General features: G+C 61.6%; 10 protein-coding genes. 9 read left to right on the top strand and 1 reads right to left on the bottom strand.

From position 1 onward, the window contains the following. The first annotated feature begins 187 nt into the window (after window positions 1-187). On the top strand, window positions 188-1510 hold the full coding sequence (locus VLU25_01990; protein ID HSR66684.1) for an NAD(P)/FAD-dependent oxidoreductase: 1323 nt from the start codon (window positions 188-190) through the stop codon (window positions 1508-1510). A 2-nt stretch (window positions 1511-1512) separates the two neighbouring features. Here the strand turns inward: VLU25_01990 and VLU25_01985 are convergent, their stop codons facing one another. After that, a complete protein-coding gene (locus VLU25_01985; GenBank protein HSR66683.1) occupies window positions 1513-2319 on the bottom strand; it encodes a mechanosensitive ion channel domain-containing protein in 807 nt (268 codons plus the stop codon). A 291-nt stretch (window positions 2320-2610) separates the two neighbouring features. On the opposite strand from VLU25_01985, the gene hppD reads away from it, so the two are divergent. The 8 genes from hppD to VLU25_01945 all read left to right on the top strand — a co-directional run bounded on the left by hppD (window position 2611) and on the right by VLU25_01945 (window position 16028). Continuing rightward, complete coding sequence (hppD, locus tag VLU25_01980) at window positions 2611-3699, top strand: 4-hydroxyphenylpyruvate dioxygenase (protein ID HSR66682.1); 1089 nt, start codon at window positions 2611-2613, stop codon at window positions 3697-3699. Window positions 3700-3721: 22 nt separating this feature from the next. Further along, entirely contained in the window at window positions 3722-4885 is a 1164-nt protein-coding gene (locus tag VLU25_01975; GenBank protein HSR66681.1) for a homogentisate 1,2-dioxygenase, read from the top strand. Between the two features lie 118 nt (window positions 4886-5003). Continuing rightward, window positions 5004-6686, top strand: a complete 1683-nt coding sequence (locus VLU25_01970; protein ID HSR66680.1) for a hypothetical protein — start codon at window positions 5004-5006, stop codon at window positions 6684-6686. Window positions 6687-6740: 54 nt separating this feature from the next. Continuing rightward, entirely contained in the window at window positions 6741-7949 is a 1209-nt protein-coding gene (locus VLU25_01965) for an aminotransferase class I/II-fold pyridoxal phosphate-dependent enzyme (protein HSR66679.1), read from the top strand. A 9-nt stretch (window positions 7950-7958) separates the two neighbouring features. Beyond that, a complete protein-coding gene (gene polX / locus VLU25_01960; GenBank protein ID HSR66678.1) occupies window positions 7959-9695 on the top strand; it encodes a DNA polymerase/3'-5' exonuclease PolX in 1737 nt (578 codons plus the stop codon). A gap of 90 nt (window positions 9696-9785) precedes the next feature. Beyond that, on the top strand, window positions 9786-11402 hold the full coding sequence (locus VLU25_01955; GenBank protein HSR66677.1) for a CRTAC1 family protein: 1617 nt from the start codon (window positions 9786-9788) through the stop codon (window positions 11400-11402). A gap of 61 nt (window positions 11403-11463) precedes the next feature. Continuing rightward, on the top strand, window positions 11464-12549 hold the full coding sequence (gene mqnC, locus VLU25_01950) for a cyclic dehypoxanthinyl futalosine synthase (protein ID HSR66676.1): 1086 nt from the start codon (window positions 11464-11466) through the stop codon (window positions 12547-12549). Window positions 12550-12836: 287 nt separating this feature from the next. Further along, window positions 12837-16028, top strand: coding sequence for a carboxypeptidase regulatory-like domain-containing protein (locus VLU25_01945; GenBank protein ID HSR66675.1), 3192 nt, complete (start codon window positions 12837-12839; stop codon window positions 16026-16028). The last annotated feature ends 11 nt before the right edge of the window (window positions 16029-16039 follow it).

The raw sequence follows: 16039 nt of genomic DNA, 5'->3' as shown, positions 1-16039 counted from the left end.
CCCTTGCAGGGACAAGAAACGGAGGGCCTAGCTCAGAATTTATGACCGCCAGCACGAGGGCCACGAGGTGGCCAACAAGTTCACACACGGGTCAAGTTTCAGCGACCGCGGTGAAGGCTCAATTGCCCTCGGCGGTAGGAGGTCGCTCGCTTCGGTCTCGGCATTTAACCCCAACAGGAGCAAGATCATGATCAGCAAGCGCAAAGCGGAGGTTCTGGTGGCGGGAGCGGGGCCGGTCGGATTGTTTGCGGCCCTTCAACTGTCGCGCCAAGGGCTTCAGGTGCAGGTGGTGGACGAAGAATGGCGCACCACGGCCCGCAGCTACGCCTTGGCCCTCCACCCGAGCACCCTCGAATTGATGGATGAGATGGGCATGGCCGAGGAACTCATCGCCAAGGGACGCCGCTTGGAGCGGTTGGTTTTCTGCGACTCCGAGGGTCCCCGGCGGCGGGTCGAATTCAGCAAGTTGGAGGGCCGTTTCCCCTTCGTTCTGGTGCTGCCCCAGCGGGCGCTGGAAGCCGCCCTGGTGGACCGGCTCAAGGCCGAAAAGGTGGAACTCGATTGGAACCACCGGGTGGAGAGGCTGGAGGTAGGGGCCGACTCGGTTGCCGCCACCATTCACCGTCTCAGCAAAGAGGGTGCCGGCTACTCCATCTCAAGCTCGGAGTGGTACGTCGACAAGAGCCTGACCCGCGACTACAAATTCGTAGTGGGAGCCGATGGTCACCGCTCCGTGGTGCGCCGCAGTCTGGGAATCGAATTCGAAGACTTCGGCTCGCCCGAGGTGTACGCGGTTTTCGAATTCCAGGCCGATCAGGACGACAGCGATGAAGTGGCGGTGGTGCTGGACGACGGGTTCACTTCCGTTTGCTGGCCGCTGGAGTCGGGTGCCTACCGATGGAGCTTTCAACTGCGCAGCGATCAGGACTTCATCGATCCGCGGCGCAAAAGCCGGCTGGCGGTGCAGGTGGGCGGACGGTCCTATCCCCATCTCGACAAAGAGCGCCTGCTGCAACTCATCGAGGAGCGCGCTCCCTGGTTCCGTCCCGCCTTCAAGGAGATGTACTGGTCGTTGGCCATTCGCTTCGAGCACCGCCTGGCTTCCTCGTTTGGAGAGGGCCGGGCCTGGCTGGCCGGCGATGCCGCACATCTGGCCTCTCCGGTGGGCGTGCACAGCATGAATGCGGGGCTTCAAGAAGGCAAGCAGTTGGCTTCCATGATCCATGGCGTGCTGCGCCACGGAGATCCTTTCGCTGACATGGTCAAAGGCGAGAGCATGCGCTCGGCGCGTCCCTCCATGGAGGCTTATGCCGAGTCCCAGAGAGAACTCTGGCGCTGCCTCCTGGACATCGACTGCGTGCCGCAAGCGGGCCCTTCAGCCGACGACTTCACGCGCCGAAACGCCACCCGCATACCCTCCTGCATCCCTGCCTCGGGGCAGCATCTGCAAGACCTTGTGGGGCAACTCGGACTGACGCTGCCCAAGCCCGCGCCGGCGTCTTCCTCCTGACCCTATTCGCCGGCCTGGTGGACCACGATCTGGTCGAAGGGGATGTCGATGCCTGCAGCGTTGAGGTCGTCGTATACGTTGACCTTAACTTGGTGCAGCATGTTGTACAGGTCGGCCGAGGTGGCCCAGACCTTGACGTTGATGTCGAGCGAGGAGGCTCCGAATCCGCTGAACACCACCTTTGGAGCAGGATCTTCCAGCACCAGTTGGCAGCGTTCCGCCGCCCCCTGCAAGACCTGCAAGGCCTGCGTCAGGTCGGTTCCGTAAGCCACGCCGATGCTGACGTCCCCGCGCAGGGTGCCCAGGGTCGTATGGTTGACGATGCTGTCTCCCGTCACCCGGCTGTTGGGAATGATGATCTTCTCGTTGTCGGGTGTGATCATGACGGTGGCGAAGAGTCCGATTTCCTCCACCTTTCCGGTGTGCCCCCCTCCCGTCACCTTGTCTCCGATGGTGAAGGGACGGAAGAGCAGGATCATCACCCCCGCCGCGAAGTTGGAGAGACTGCCTTGCAAGGCCAGTCCCACGGCCAGGCCGGCGGCTCCTAAGAGGGCCAGGAAGCCGGCCATTTGGATTCCGATCTGGCTCAGCGCGGCGATGGCCGCGGCTGCCAGCACCGCATACTTGACCAGTTGGGAGATGAAGCGCTTGAGCGCCTCGTCCACGCTGCGTTTGCCCAGGCTGCGGCTGGTCAGCGAGTAGGCCCACTTGGAAACCACCCATCCCACGAAGAGGATGATCAGAGCGGTGACCAAGAGGTAGGAATAGTTGATAACGTAAATCCAAACCTGATCCATATCGATTGCCATGCTTGCATCTCCTATGCTGAGGGGGCGGGCTCCGAGGCCGCTGCCGCCTTGCGTCTAGTCGATTGATACCCTATTCGGCCACAAGGGTAAAGTCCCAAGGATCCGCGGCACGGTCGGCGGCCCCTTCCGCCTGACCGTTTCTTCCATCCGGGTATTGGCTCGAACTGGCAGCGCTGCTCGTGAGTTGGGGGCTTGGATGTTGGAAGTTCGACCGCAGGTCGTTTATAGTCGAAGTGTGAAAAACAAACCTCGCCGAGGTTCTCTATAACGTCCGGGGAGGGAGGACAGATTATGAGTGACAATCCCCTCAGATTACGCAAGATACACCACGTTGAATTCTGGGTCGGCAACGCCAAGCAAGCGGCTTTCTTTTACCGCAATGCCTTCGGATTTTCCCAGACCGGCTACTCGGGTCTGGAGACGGGCAAGCGCGACCGCGCCTCCTATCTGCTGGAGCAGGGAAAAGTGCGTTTCGTGCTCAGCACCCCGCTCAACTCCGACAGTCCTCTGGCCCGCCACATCAATCGCCACGGCGACGGGGTCAAGGACATCGCCTTTCACGTCGACGATGCCGACGCAGCCTATCACGAGGCCCTCAAACGGGGGGCCGAAAGCGCCTTCGAACCTCGCGACGTCAGCGATGACAAGGGCACCGTCCGCCGCGCCGCCATCAAGACCTACGGCGACACCATTCATTCCTTCATCTCCGATTCCGATTACCAAGGCGACTTTCTGCCCGGTTTTCGGCCCGCCTACGTTGCCGGCCAGGGACTGGGAATCCTGCGCATCGACCACATGGTGGGAAACGTCGAATTGGGCAAGATGAACTATTGGGCCGACTGGTATTCCAAGATTCTGGGCTTTGAACGCTACATCACTTTCGACGACAAGGACATTTCCACCGAGTACACGGCCCTGATGAGCATCGTCATGTCTGACGGCTCCTATTCCATCAAGTTTCCCATCAACGAGCCGGCCCGAGGACGCAAGAAGAGCCAGATCGAGGAGTACCTCGACTTTTACGAGGGGCCCGGCGTTCAGCACATCGCCATGCTCACCGACGACATCGTGCGCACCGTGAGCGGCCTGCAGTCGCGCGGCATCGACTTTCTCACCGTCCCCGACGCCTATTACGACGCCCTGCCCTCGCGGGTGGGAGAGATCGACGAAAACATCGAGGCTTTGCGCAAGCTGGGCATTCTGGTGGACCGGGACGAGGAAGGGTACCTGCTGCAGATCTTCACCCGTCCCGTGGAAGACCGTCCCACGCTCTTTTACGAGATCATTGAACGTCACGGCAGCCGCGGCTTCGGAAAGGGCAACTTCAAGGCCCTCTTCGAGTCCATCGAGCGCGAACAAGAACTGCGGGGCACGCTCTAAGAGCCGGCCCCTGGAGGTGGCTATGCCTATCTATCACACCCTTGGAGAGATACCCAAGAAACGTCATATCGCTTTTCGCAAGCCTCAGGGCGGACTCTATCCCGAGGAGTTGGTGGGCAACAAGGGGTTCGTGGGACCCTCCTCGCTGCTCTATCATCTGAATCCGCCCACCCAGATCAAGGAGATGCGCCACCTGCGCCATCTCGATTGGAGTTCAGAAGATCAGCCCGAGGTGCGGCACCGCCATTTCCGCACCGGCGCCCTTTCAGGCACGAAGAGCCCCACCCTCGACCGCATCCCGGTGCTCTTCAACAACGACGTGGCCCTGAGTTATGCGGAGCCTTCGGAAAAAGCTGAAGATTTCTTCTACCGCAACGCCCAAGGTGACGAACTGGTCTACGTCAGCGATGGAGAGGGACGCCTGGAGACACCCCTGGGCAACCTCTCCTTCGGACGGGGCGACTACCTGGTGATTCCGCGGGGGATCCTGCACCGCTATCGCCTCTCGGCCGACAAGGTCCGCTTTCTGGTCATCGAAAGCGCCGGCTACATCCGCACCCCGCGCCGCTACCGCAACGAGTTCGGACAACTGCTGGAAGGAGCTCCCTTCAGCGAACGCGACATCCGCCGGCCCAAGGACCTGTCTTCGCGCGAGGATTCGGGAGAATTCCGCCTGGTCATCAAGAAAGGATCGGCCCTCACCGAAGTGATCCTGGCCCACCATCCTTTCGACGTGGTGGGATGGGACGGCTACTACTATCCCTGGGCCTTCAACATCAACGATTTCGAACCCAAGGTGGCCCGGGTGCACTTGCCTCCTCCCGTCCATCAGACTTTCGAAGGGGACGGCTTCGTGGTGTGCTCCTTCTGCCCGCGCCCTTACGACTTCGATCCCGAGGCGGTGCCCGCGCCCTACAACCATTCCAACGTCATGAGCGACGAGGTCCTTTACTACGCCTCTCCCGAGTTCATGAGCCGCAAGGGCATCGAGTACGGCTCCATCACGCTCCATCCCGACGGTATTCCCCACGGGCCGCATCCGGGTAAGGCGGAAGAGTCGATGGGCATGAAGGAGACCAAGGAACTGGCAGTCATGCTCGACACCTTCCGTCCCCTCAAAGTCAGCCGTCAAGCGCTGTCGGTGGAGGACCGCGATTATCAGTATTCTTGGCTGGGCCAATCATAAATTCGGCGGCCGGAGAGATTTTCTGTCCCCCAGGTGTCAGAAACAAGGCTTATGATGTCGATGGACATTGCCGAAGAGGTCTGATGGATAAAGACTGAAAACGTAAGGAGATCGCACCATGGCAGGTACCGAACTCAAGGAGCGCTTGGCCCACGTGGCGGGACGCATCAGCCGCATCAGCGGGCAACTCGACGCCTTGCGCGACCAACTGGACGAGGACCGCGAGGCGTTGGAGCAGGCGGTGCCGGCACAGGCCCCGGCCGGCGAGGCGGCGCCCGGGCAGTTGGAGCTGGAATACGTCAATGAGGCGCTGCGCAAACTGCTCTACGGGGAAAGCCAGGAAGAGATCCTCGATATCTATCTCGAGGAGGCTCAGAGCTTCGTTCAGCGGGCCATTCTTTTCCTGCAGCGGGAGGGCCGCTATGTGACCTGGAAGAGCTACGGTTTCGATCCGGAAAGCATCCGCGACATCGCCCTTCAAGATCCTTCAGACGCCATCGTGCGCTCCGCCCATCAGCGCCAACTCATCTACCGCCGCGATCATCCAACCGACTCCATGCCCTGGCTGGCTCACACCGGCAATCTGCCCCGGGCGACCTTTTGCATTCCGCTGGTCTTCGACAACACCGTCCCGGTGGTCTTCTACGGAGACTCCGACGACTCCATCGCCATCGATTCGCTGGAACTGCTGACCCACCTGACGGTGCTGGTGCTCAAGAACAACTATCTCCAGCAGGCGTTGGCCGGTGAAGCAACTGCCCTGGCCGGCGTAGCCGCTCCTCAGCCTCCCGAGACGCAAACAGAGCCGCAAGAAATGGAGGAAGCGGTCGAGGAAGAGGCGGCTGAAGCCGAGCCTGAGGAGGTGGCCGAGCCCTCCGCCCAGCCCGCGGTCGCCGAATCGGTGATGTCCGAGGTCGATTTCCCGCCGCCGGCCGAACCCCAGGCCGAACCGGCTGCTGAGCCCTTCCGGGAAGAAAGGGTCGAGCAGGACGATTACCAGGAGGTGGCCGAGACTTCCTTCGAGCAGGCTTCTTCCGGTCCCCAGCCGGACGCCGAGGCGGTGGCTTCGGCGGCTTTGGAGGAAGAGGCGGATGCGCAAGAGGAACGGGAATCTTCACCCGAAGAAGTCGCTGAAGAAGTGCTGGACGAGCACTTGCAGGCTCCCCTCGAAGAAGAGGCGGACGACGACTTTGACTTCGAGCTTCCCGCAGAGGAGGAGGTCCGGTTCGAAATCGACCTCGATACCACTCCCGAAGTCGAAGAAGTCATGACCCAAGCCGCCCAGGAGAGCGAGCAAGAGGTGGCCGAAGCGGAGCCCCGAGAGGCCGAGACCCAAGAGGCCGAGACCCACCAAGAGCCGCTAGAGGAAGAGGCCGCCCGGCCTGAAGAGTCCTCGTTTGACGTGCCGCCCGAACCTAGCTTCGAAGAGCCCGTCCAAATCGAGCCCGAGCCAGAACCGGAACCCGAACCGGAACCTCAGGCCGAAGAGGAGCCCGAGCCGGTGTCGAGCCTCTCCTCCGAAGAAGAGAAGAAGGTTCACGACGACGCCCGGCGCTTTGCCCGCCTGTTGGTTTCCGAGATCAAGCTGTACAACGAGGAACAGGTTGAAAACGGACGGGTCAATGCCGACCTTTACGAGCGTCTGACCCGCGATATCGACCGCAGCCGCGACATGTACAGCAAACGCGTTCACCCCGAGGTGGCGCGGGCTGTCGACTATTTCCACGAGGAACTGGTGCGCATCCTGGCCAAGGGAGACGAGTCCTTGCTGGGAGACAGCTACCCGGGCGCCCGGAGCTGACACGGGTCGGTCAGGCGGTCAGCCCCTACTTCCCCGAGGGGAAAGCGAACATTGGTGGAAGAAAACCGAGACTCCCGTCCCGCCAGAGTCAGTGCCAAGGCGGCTTCCTTCAGCGAGTCGGTGATTCGCGAGATGACCCGCCTGGCGGCTCGCCATTCGGCCCTCAACCTGGCTCAGGGCTTTCCCAATTTCGCCGCTCCCCAGGAGATCAAAGACGCCGCCTGCCGCGCCATTCAGCAAGACATCAATCAGTACGCGGTCACCTGGGGCTCCCCCCGCCTGCGTCAGGCGCTGGCCGAGAAATACCGCCGCTTCTATGACTGGGACGTCGATCCCGACCGTCACATCACGGTGGCCTGCGGAGCCACCGAGTGCATGATCGCCGCCATCCTGGCCGTAGTCGACCCGGGCCAGAAGGTGATGGTCATCGAGCCTTTTTACGAGAACTACGGCCCCGACACCATCCTGGCCGGCGCCGCCCCCGTCTACATCTCGCTCGATCCGCAGCGCGACTGGGCTCTCGATTTCGAGGAGATGGAAAGCGTGTTGAAGCGCGAGTCCGACTCGGGGGCCGCCGTGCGGGCCCTCATCCTCAATACGCCCCACAATCCCACCGGAAAGGTCTTTTCGAGACAGGAGCTGGAGCGTATTGCTCAGTTGGCCTGCCAATACGACTTCTACGTCATCACCGACGAGATCTATGAGCACATCGTCTATGACGGCCATCAGCACTTCCCCATCGCGCTCATGGAGGGGATGGCCGACCGCACCATCACCGTCTCGGGCATGTCCAAGTCCTACAGCGTGACGGGTTGGCGCATCGGCACCATCATCGCCGCGCCCGACCTGTCGGATGCCATCCGCAAGGTGCACGACTTCCTCACCGTAGGAGCCGCCGCACCCTTGCAGGAAGCGGGAGTGGCCGCCATGAACCTGCCCGACGCCTACTACCGCCAGTTGGCCGACGACTACCGGCAGCGACGCGACTACCTGCTGCCGGCCCTGGAGGAGGCGGGATTCCGCTTCAGGACTCCTTACGGCGCCTACTACGTGATGACCGACATCAGCGCCATCACCGAGCAGGACGACGTCAGCTTCGTGCGCCGCATGATTACCGAATTCAGATTGGCCGCCGTGCCGGGCAGCAGCTTTTTCCACCATAAGCCGCTGGGCAGCCGCTACGTCCGCTTTGCTTTCTGCAAGACGCTCGACCTGCTGGCGGAGGCTGCTGAGCGCATCGCAAAGATCGGGGCTTCGCGTTAGAATTCCCGCATGGAGAATCGCGACCTGGCCCTGGTCTTCAAGGAAATCGCCGACTTGCTGGAGATCACCGACGGCAATCCTTTCCGCATCCGCTCCTTCCGCCGGGCGGCCCAGGTCATCGACAACCTCAACTTCAGCATTCAGCAGGCTCTGGAAAGCGGCCGGCGCGACAAGGTGGAATCGATCAGCGGCATCGGCAAGGGGACGCTGGAGCGTATCGACGAGATTCTGGAGACGGGCGAGAGCAGCGACCTCCGCAAGCTCCTGGAGAAGGTCCCCGAGTCGTTGTTGCCCATGCTCAAGATCCCCAATCTGGGCCCTAAGAAGATCGCTCTCTTCTGGAAGGAACTCGACATCACCAGTCTCGATCAACTGGAGAAGGCTGCCGAGCAGGGCAAGCTGCGCGATCTGCCCCGCATGGGCGAGAAAAGCGAGGCCAAGATTCTCAAGGCGGTGCGCGAGAATCGCGGCGGAGACCAGCGTTTCCGCCTCGACGACGGACGCGAGGTGAGCGATGTGCTGATCGCTTACCTGCGCGAGAAAACCGATCTCACCCGCATAGCCGGCGCCGGAAGCGCCCGCCGCTGGAAGGAGACGGTGGGGGACATCGACATCCTGGTGAGCTGTCCCGATTCCGCCGGCGTGATCGATTGCTTTGTCGGACATTCCGACGTCAAGGAAGTGCTGGCCCAGGGCGACACCAAGGCCTCGGTGGTGCTGCGCCGGGGACTGCAAGCCGACCTGCGGGTTGTCGACGACGACAGTTTCGGAGCCGCCATGCAGTACTTCACGGGCTCCAAGGAACACAACGTAGTGCTGCGCGAAAGAGCCAAGCGTCAGGGCATGAAGATCAACGAGTACGGGCTCTTTCGCATCGAGGACGAGAAGAAGCTGGCCGGCCGCGACGAGGATGAGATCTACCGCAAGCTGGGGCTCGACCCCATCCCTCCCGAACTGCGCGAAAACCGGGGCGAGATCGAGGCCGCAGAGAAAGGCCGCCTGCCCCGGTTGATCGAGGAGGAGGACATCCGCGGCGACCTGCACATGCACACCACCGCTTCGGACGGCCGGGACAGCATCGAAGCCATGGCCGCCTCGGCTCTGGAGAGGGGATACGAGTACATCGCCATCACCGAGCACAGCAAGGCGCTGGCCATGACCGGGGGACTCGACGAGGAGCAGCTAGCCGAGCATTGCCGGGCCATCGACAAGATCAACGCCGAGACCGAAGGCATCCGCGTCCTCAAAGGGATCGAAGTCGATATCCTGAGCGACGGCCGACTCGACCTCAGCGACGAGGCCCTTTCTCAACTGGACGTGGTGGTGGCCTCCGTCCACAGCCGTTTCAACCTCAGCCGCCAGGAAATGACCGAGCGCATGTGCCGGGCCGCCGGCCATCCCTTGGTCAACATCCTGGGCCACCCCACGGGACGTCTGCTGACCCGCCGCAAGGCCTACGAACTGGATATCGAGGAGGTCATCAAAGCCTGCCTCGACAACCGCGTCTGCCTGGAGATCAACGCCCACCCCTCGCGCCTCGACCTGAGCGACTTGCATTGCCGCATGGCCCGCGACATGGGCGCGCTCATCAGCGTCAACTGCGACGCCCACGACGCCAACATGTTCCGCTATCTGACCTACGGCCTCCACACCGCCCGCCGCGGTTGGCTGACGGCCGAAGACGTCATAAACACCTATCCCTGGAAACGTCTCAAGAAAGTATTGAGCAAAGAAGAATACCGGTGAGGCTTGATTCCCATCCGGGAGCGGGTTAGCTTGGTGGTTCCCATGACTCTGAAAACGTGGACGCTTTGGTTGCTCCTGACAAGCAGCGCGATGGCGCAGACCTGGCAGTTCAGCGATGTGAGCCGCCAGGCCGGATTGAATGTGGAAGTGGTTTCCGGCACGGCCCAGAAGGAATTCCTGGTCGAAACCATGACCGGCGGCGTGTGCGTGCTCGATTTCGACGGCGACGGCCATCCCGACGTTTACTTCGCCAACGGCACCACCCGCGAGCACTGGAAAAAAGGGAGCGGGCCCAGCGGCCGCCTGCTGCGCAACCTGGGAAACGGAACTTTTCTGGACGTCACCGAGCGAGCCGGAGTGAGCGACAGTTCCTGGAGCATGGGATGCGTGGCCGCCGACTACGACGGAGACGCAAGAGTCGACCTCTACGTCACCAACTTCGGACCCAATCTGCTCTACCGCAACCGCGGCGACGGCACTTTCGAGGAGGTGGCCGCCAAGGCCGGCGTGGCGGATGAGCTGTGGAGCACCGGGGCCGCCTTCGGAGACTACGACAAGGACGGCGACCTCGACCTCTACCTGGCCAACTACGTCGATTTCGACTTCGACAAGCCGGCCGGCGATCCCCGCTTTTGCGCCTTCCGTGGCGTCAGCGTGGCTTGCGGTCCGCGCGGGCTGCCGGGCGCCCCCGACCGCCTCTTCCGCAACCGCGGCGACGGCACCTTCGAGGACGTGTCCCGACTGGCGGGCATCGCGTCCGCCGACAAGCTCTACGGCTTCCAGCCCCTCTTCAGCGACTTCGACATGGACGGCGACCTGGACATTTTCGTGGCCAACGACTCCCGTCCCAACTTCCTCTGGCAGAATCGAGGCGACGGCACTTTCGAGAACGTCGCCCTTTTCGCGGGCATGGCCTACAATCAGGAAGGACGCGAGCAAGCCTGCATGGGAGCCGATGCCGCCGACTTCGACGAGGACGGCGATTTCGACCTCTACTCGACCAACTTTTCAGACGACTACCACGTCCTCTACCTGAACGGCGGGGACATGTACTTTTCAGACCACACCTTCAAGGCCAAGATCGCCCAGGTGACCTTCCAGTACCTGGGTTTCGGAGCCCTTTTCGCCGACTTCGACAACGACGGACGCGTCGACATCTTCGCCGCCAACGGCCACATTTATCCCGAAGTCGACGCCTTCAACCTGGGCAGCAGCTACAAGCAGCCCAACCAGCTCTTCCGCAACCTGGGTTCCAACCGCTTCCAGGAGATGAGCTCGGAACTGGGGCCGGGGCTGAGCCTGGTCAAGTCGAGCCGGGGCGCGGCCCTGATCGACTACGACTCGGACGGCGACCTCGACATCCTGGTCTCCAACCTCGACGACCGGGCCGACCTGCTGCGCAATGACCTTTCCCCCCAAAAGGCCTGGCTGCAGGTGGTTCTCAAGGGAGAGGGGGCCAACACCCAGGCCGTGGGGGCCAGAGTCACCGTGGTGGCCGGTTCCCGCCGCTGGCTGCAGGAAGTGAGGGCGGGGTCCAGCTACCTTTCCGACAGCCAGCGCATGCTCCATTTCGGATTGGGCGAGATCGAGAAGATCGATCATCTTGAAGTGGTCTGGCCCTCCGGAGCCAGGCAGGTGGTGGAAAACGTCCCTCTGCGCGCCCGCGTCGAGATCGCACCCGGCAGCCCGCTCCAGCGTCTGCGCTGAGCAGGGAAGGATTCCCACAGAGCCTTTCAGTTGCTCCCTGCATGTTAGAATATGACCCGTCATGAGGACGGTGAAGAGCATTCTCGACAAGGTCTATCAGGGCGGGAGAATCACTTCTTCCCAGGCCTTGGCGCTGATGGAAAGCGAGGGCGCCCTGCACGAGATCGGCAAGGCGGCAGACTACCTGCGCTGGCAGAAGCATCCCCGCAAGGTGGTGTCCTTTCTCATCGACCGCAACATCAACTACACCAACGTCTGCGTGGCCCGCTGCACCTTCTGCAACTTCTACCGCAAGCCCCGCCATGAAGAGGGTTACCTGCTGCCGACCGAAGAGATCTGCAAGAAGGTGGAAGAGACGGTGGCTCTGGGAGGCACCGGCATCCTCATGCAGGGAGGCATGAATCCCGACCTCAAGATCGACTATTACGAAGATCTTCTGCGCACCCTGAGGGAACGCTTTCCCAACGTTCACCTGCATTGTTTCTCGCCGCCCGAAGTGGTGGTGCTGGCCAAGCTCTCCAAGCTGACGCTTCGCCAGGCCATCCGCCGTTTGCGCGACGCCGGACTCGATTCCATTCCCGGGGGCGGAGCCGAGATCCTGACCGACCGCTCGCGCAAGGAGATCAGCCCGGGCAAGTGCAGCAGCCAGGAATGGCTGGAAGTCATGCGCATCGCCCACCAGGAAGGCCTCACCACTACCGCCACCATGATGGTGGGCAGCGGCGAGTCGTTGCGGGAGAGGGTCGAGCACCTTCAGCGCATCCGCGAGCTGCAGGACGAGACCGGCGGCTTCGTGGCCTTCATCCCCTGGAACGTGCAGCTTGAAGGGACGCCCATGAGCCAGCATGTGAAAGAAGAGATGGGGCCGGTGGAATACCTCAAGCTGCTGGCTATCTGCCGCATCTTCCTGGACAACATCGAGAACATCCAGGTCTCCTGGCTGACCCAGGGGCTTCAGGTTGGACAAATGGCGCTTTTCTTCGGCGCCAACGACGTGGGTTCGATCATGATCGAAGAGAACGTCATTTCCACCGCGGGAGCCAACTACAAAGCCGAGGCCAGCGACCTCATCAAGCTGGTCGAAGAGGCCGGTTTCACTCCCCTCCAGCGCGACACCCTTTACCGCACCTTCCGCAAGATCGCCTGAGGGCGTTCGCCGCCTGAGCGCTGCAAATAACAATGAGCAGCTTGGCGCAAGAAACCGCGGCTCGGTCCTAACCCATTTCCCTACATGGGCTTCGCTGCCGCTTGACAAGTCGCAGTAATTCATTGACTTCGCCTTCTCCATTCCATTATTGTTGGTGGGATTTTCGGTCTACAGCGAAAGGGAAGGGCGACCTTGAAAAAGATCCGGCTGCCCAGGCGGTTGCGGGCCTGTCAGAGGCTCCTCTCGGCTTCTTCAAGTTCGTCGATTTCGGCATCCGAGGAGGAAGCATGAAGATGAGAATTGTGACTCTGGGGGTGGCCTTGGCCCTCTTGACGAGTTCCATTCTGGCGCAGTCGCAGGCCAACACCGCCAATCTGGCCGGAGTGGTGCGCGACCAGTCGGGAGCGATCGTTCCGGGGGCCGAGGTTTCGGCGACCAACAGTTCCACGGGACTGGTCCGCAACACCATTTCCGATTCCGACGGGTCCTACCAGTTTCTCAACCTCCCCCCCGGGGAGTACACCGTCCGCGCCTCCACCGAAGGTTTCGCGACCGCAGTCATACAAGGTGTGGAACTGACGGTGGGCCAGTATGGGAACCTCGACATCGAGCTCAGGGTTTCGGCCACCCAGGAAGAAGTTGTGGTGATGGGCAATGCCGACATCGTGGAGAAACAGAAGACGGCTCAAGCCAACACCATAAACCAAAAGGAGATCCACAATCTGCCCATCAACGGACGCAACTTCCTCGATTTCGCCCTCCTCACTCCTGGAGTCAGCGACAAATCGACATTCGTAACCGATGCGGCCGTGCAGACCCCCACCTCGGGGCTTTCCTTCGGCGGGCAGGACCAGCGCTCAAACTACGTCACCATCGACGGCGTCGACAACATGGACGTCATCTCCAACTCGGTGCGCGCAACCCTCAGCCAGGAGGCCATTCAAGAGTTTCAGATCGTCCGCAACACCTTCTCGGCCGAATTCGGAAGGGCCCGGGCCGGCGTCATCAACATTGTCAGCAAGTCGGGAACCAACGCCTTTCACGGCAACGCCTTCTGGTTCTTCAGAAACGACTCCCTGGACGCCCGCAACGCCTTCGCCCGCCAAGAGGATCCGCCTTTTGACCGCGATCAGTTCGGGGGCACTTTCGGCGGACCCATCGTGCAAGACAAGACCTTCTTCTTCTTGAGCTACGAGCGCTTGGACCGGGAGGAATCGCTTTTCGTCACCTTCCTCGACGACCCCTCCATATTCCAGCCCACGGCTTCCCAACTGGAACTGTTCGGGTTTTTTGCCTCCACCGGCATCCCGACTCTGGCGGGGCTTGCCGAGGCCTTCGTCGGACAGGCGGCGGGAGTGCTGAGGACGTTGCCGGCCAACTTTCCCGGAACCTTGGCCCGGTTTCAAGAAGAGAGCGGGACCTTCCCCTTTATGGCCGATCAAGACACCTTCTCCGCCAAAGTCGACCATTCCTTCTCCCATAACAACACCCTTAACCTGCGCTTCAACTGGACCGACAGCTTCCGCGACGGCGCTGAGTTCGGGGCCCTGGACGCCGTCAGCAACGGCGTTTCCTTCGACACCGAAGACATTTCCTTCGTCCTCTCCGACACCCACGTTTTTTCGCCCACTAAGCTGAACGACTTCAAGTTCCAGTACTCCTACCGCGACTTTCAGGTCCCCACCAACGACCCCATCGGGCCTCAGATCGCCCTTTCCGGTGTGGCCGAGTTCGGGCAGGAGTTCTTCAATCCCACCGGATATGAGCAGGATATCTTTCAGTTCGTCGACAATTACACATGGATCGCCGGCGGACACACCATCAAGACGGGAGTCGATTTCAACGTCCTCGACTTAAGCGGGTTTGCCGAGGTCTTTCTGGGCGGGGAGTTTTCCTTCGCCGGCAACACCATTCCCCTGGGCGGAATCCTCGACGCGCTGCTGGGTCCTGGAAACGCCGCCGGACTGGCCCGCGCCTTGGCCACTCCAACCGCCGCCGGAGGCTTGGGGCGTCCCGACCTGGTGGGGCATATCGCCGGCACCAACGCCGCCCTGACGGCCGTCCAATCCTTCAACTTCGGACTACCCATCACCTACTTCCAGGGCTTCGGTGATCCCAACACCAATGTCAACTACAAACAGTTGGCCTTCTTCGTTCAGGACAACTGGCAGATCGCCCCCAACTTCACGCTCAACCTGGGGCTGCGCTACGACGTCGACTTCAAGCCCACCACCCAGAACGTCATCAACAACGCGCCGCCCTGGCAGTTGGATACCTTTTCCCTCGACGACAACAACAACTTTGCTCCTCGCCTGGGCTTCGCCTGGGACTTCCGCGGCGACGGACGCCAGGTGCTGCGCGGGGGCTACGGGATCTACCAGGCCAATTTCTTCCAGGCGGTGGTCTTCGTCTCCCAGGTGCTCTCGGGACAGATCTCCCAGGTCTTCACCGCTCTCTCCGATCCTTTCGGGCTGGGAGTCACCTCGGCTGACGTGTGGGAAGAGTTTCTAGGCACGGGCCAGTTGAACGAGCAGACCCTGGCCAGCGTGGGGCTGGACATCGGCACCACGCCGCCCGTTATTCTGCCGGCCGCCGGAGACGTCAGGAATCCTTACAGCCAGCAGGTCAGCTTCGGTTACGAGCAGCAGTTGGGCGCCGATACCGCCTTTTCGCTCGACTACATCCTCAACCGGGGAGTGGGGCTGATCCGTTCCCGCGACATCAACGTCAATCCGGTCGGCCCCAACCAATTCGCCGGGCTGCGCGATCCCAGCTTTCTGCAGGTCAACCAGATCGAAACCAGCGGCAGTTCCATCTACCACGGTTTCACGGGATCCCTGACGCGCCGCTTCCGCGGCCAGAACAACCTGCGCGTCAGCTACACGCTGGGCAAAGCCATTGACGACACCACCGACTTCATCACCCAGTTGCAGGGCAACGATCAGTCCAATCTGGCCGCCGAGCGCTCTCTATCAAGCTTCGATCAGCGCCACAGGCTGGTCATCAGCGGACTGCTCTCTTCGCCCTGGAGGGCGGGCGGCGGACAGGGCTTCGTCAAGAATCTCTTCGCCGACTGGCTCTTCTCGGGCATCAGCACCTGGTCGTCGGGCAAGCCCTTCAACCTGCTGGTCGGATTCGACCTCAACGGTGACGGACACGAGGAAACCGACCGGCCCACCCTGCAGGACGGCAGCACCATCGTAGGACGCAACACGGGTATGGGACCCAACACCTACACCTTCGACATGCGCCTCTCGCGTCAGTTCAACTTCAGCGACGACGTCAACTTCGAGTTCATCTTCGAGGCCTTCAACCTCTTCAACAACGTCAACTACTCGGGCGTCAACAACGTGGTCGGGCCGGTTGTGAGCAACGGCTTCGTGGACGGCAGCGAGAACATTCCTGCCAACCAGCCCTTGGGATTCACCGAAGCCTTTGATCCGCGTCAGATTCAGTTCGGCTTCCGCTTCAACTTCTGAGGAGGGAGATA

The sequence above is a fragment of the Acidobacteriota bacterium genome, assembly GCA_035471785.1.
GTDB lineage: Bacteria > Acidobacteriota > UBA6911 > RPQK01 > DATIPO01 > JANQFM01.
The sequence above is the reverse complement of the archived record's forward strand: the minus strand, read 5'-3'. Positions and strand labels throughout refer to the sequence as shown.

Coding starts and splice junctions, on each gene's coding strand:
- polX (HSR66678.1), top strand. CDS start 7,959: ATGGAGAATCGCGACCTGGCCCTGGTCTTCAAGGAAATCGCCGACTTG.
- VLU25_01985 (HSR66683.1), bottom strand. CDS start 2,319: ATGGCAATCGATATGGATCAGGTTTGGATTTACGTTATCAACTATTCC.
- VLU25_01945 (HSR66675.1), top strand. CDS start 12,837: ATGAAGATGAGAATTGTGACTCTGGGGGTGGCCTTGGCCCTCTTGACG.
- VLU25_01975 (HSR66681.1), top strand. CDS start 3,722: ATGCCTATCTATCACACCCTTGGAGAGATACCCAAGAAACGTCATATC.
- VLU25_01955 (HSR66677.1), top strand. CDS start 9,786: ATGGCGCAGACCTGGCAGTTCAGCGATGTGAGCCGCCAGGCCGGATTG.
- hppD (HSR66682.1), top strand. CDS start 2,611: ATGAGTGACAATCCCCTCAGATTACGCAAGATACACCACGTTGAATTC.
- VLU25_01990 (HSR66684.1), top strand. CDS start 188: ATGATCAGCAAGCGCAAAGCGGAGGTTCTGGTGGCGGGAGCGGGGCCG.
- VLU25_01970 (HSR66680.1), top strand. CDS start 5,004: ATGGCAGGTACCGAACTCAAGGAGCGCTTGGCCCACGTGGCGGGACGC.
- mqnC (HSR66676.1), top strand. CDS start 11,464: ATGAGGACGGTGAAGAGCATTCTCGACAAGGTCTATCAGGGCGGGAGA.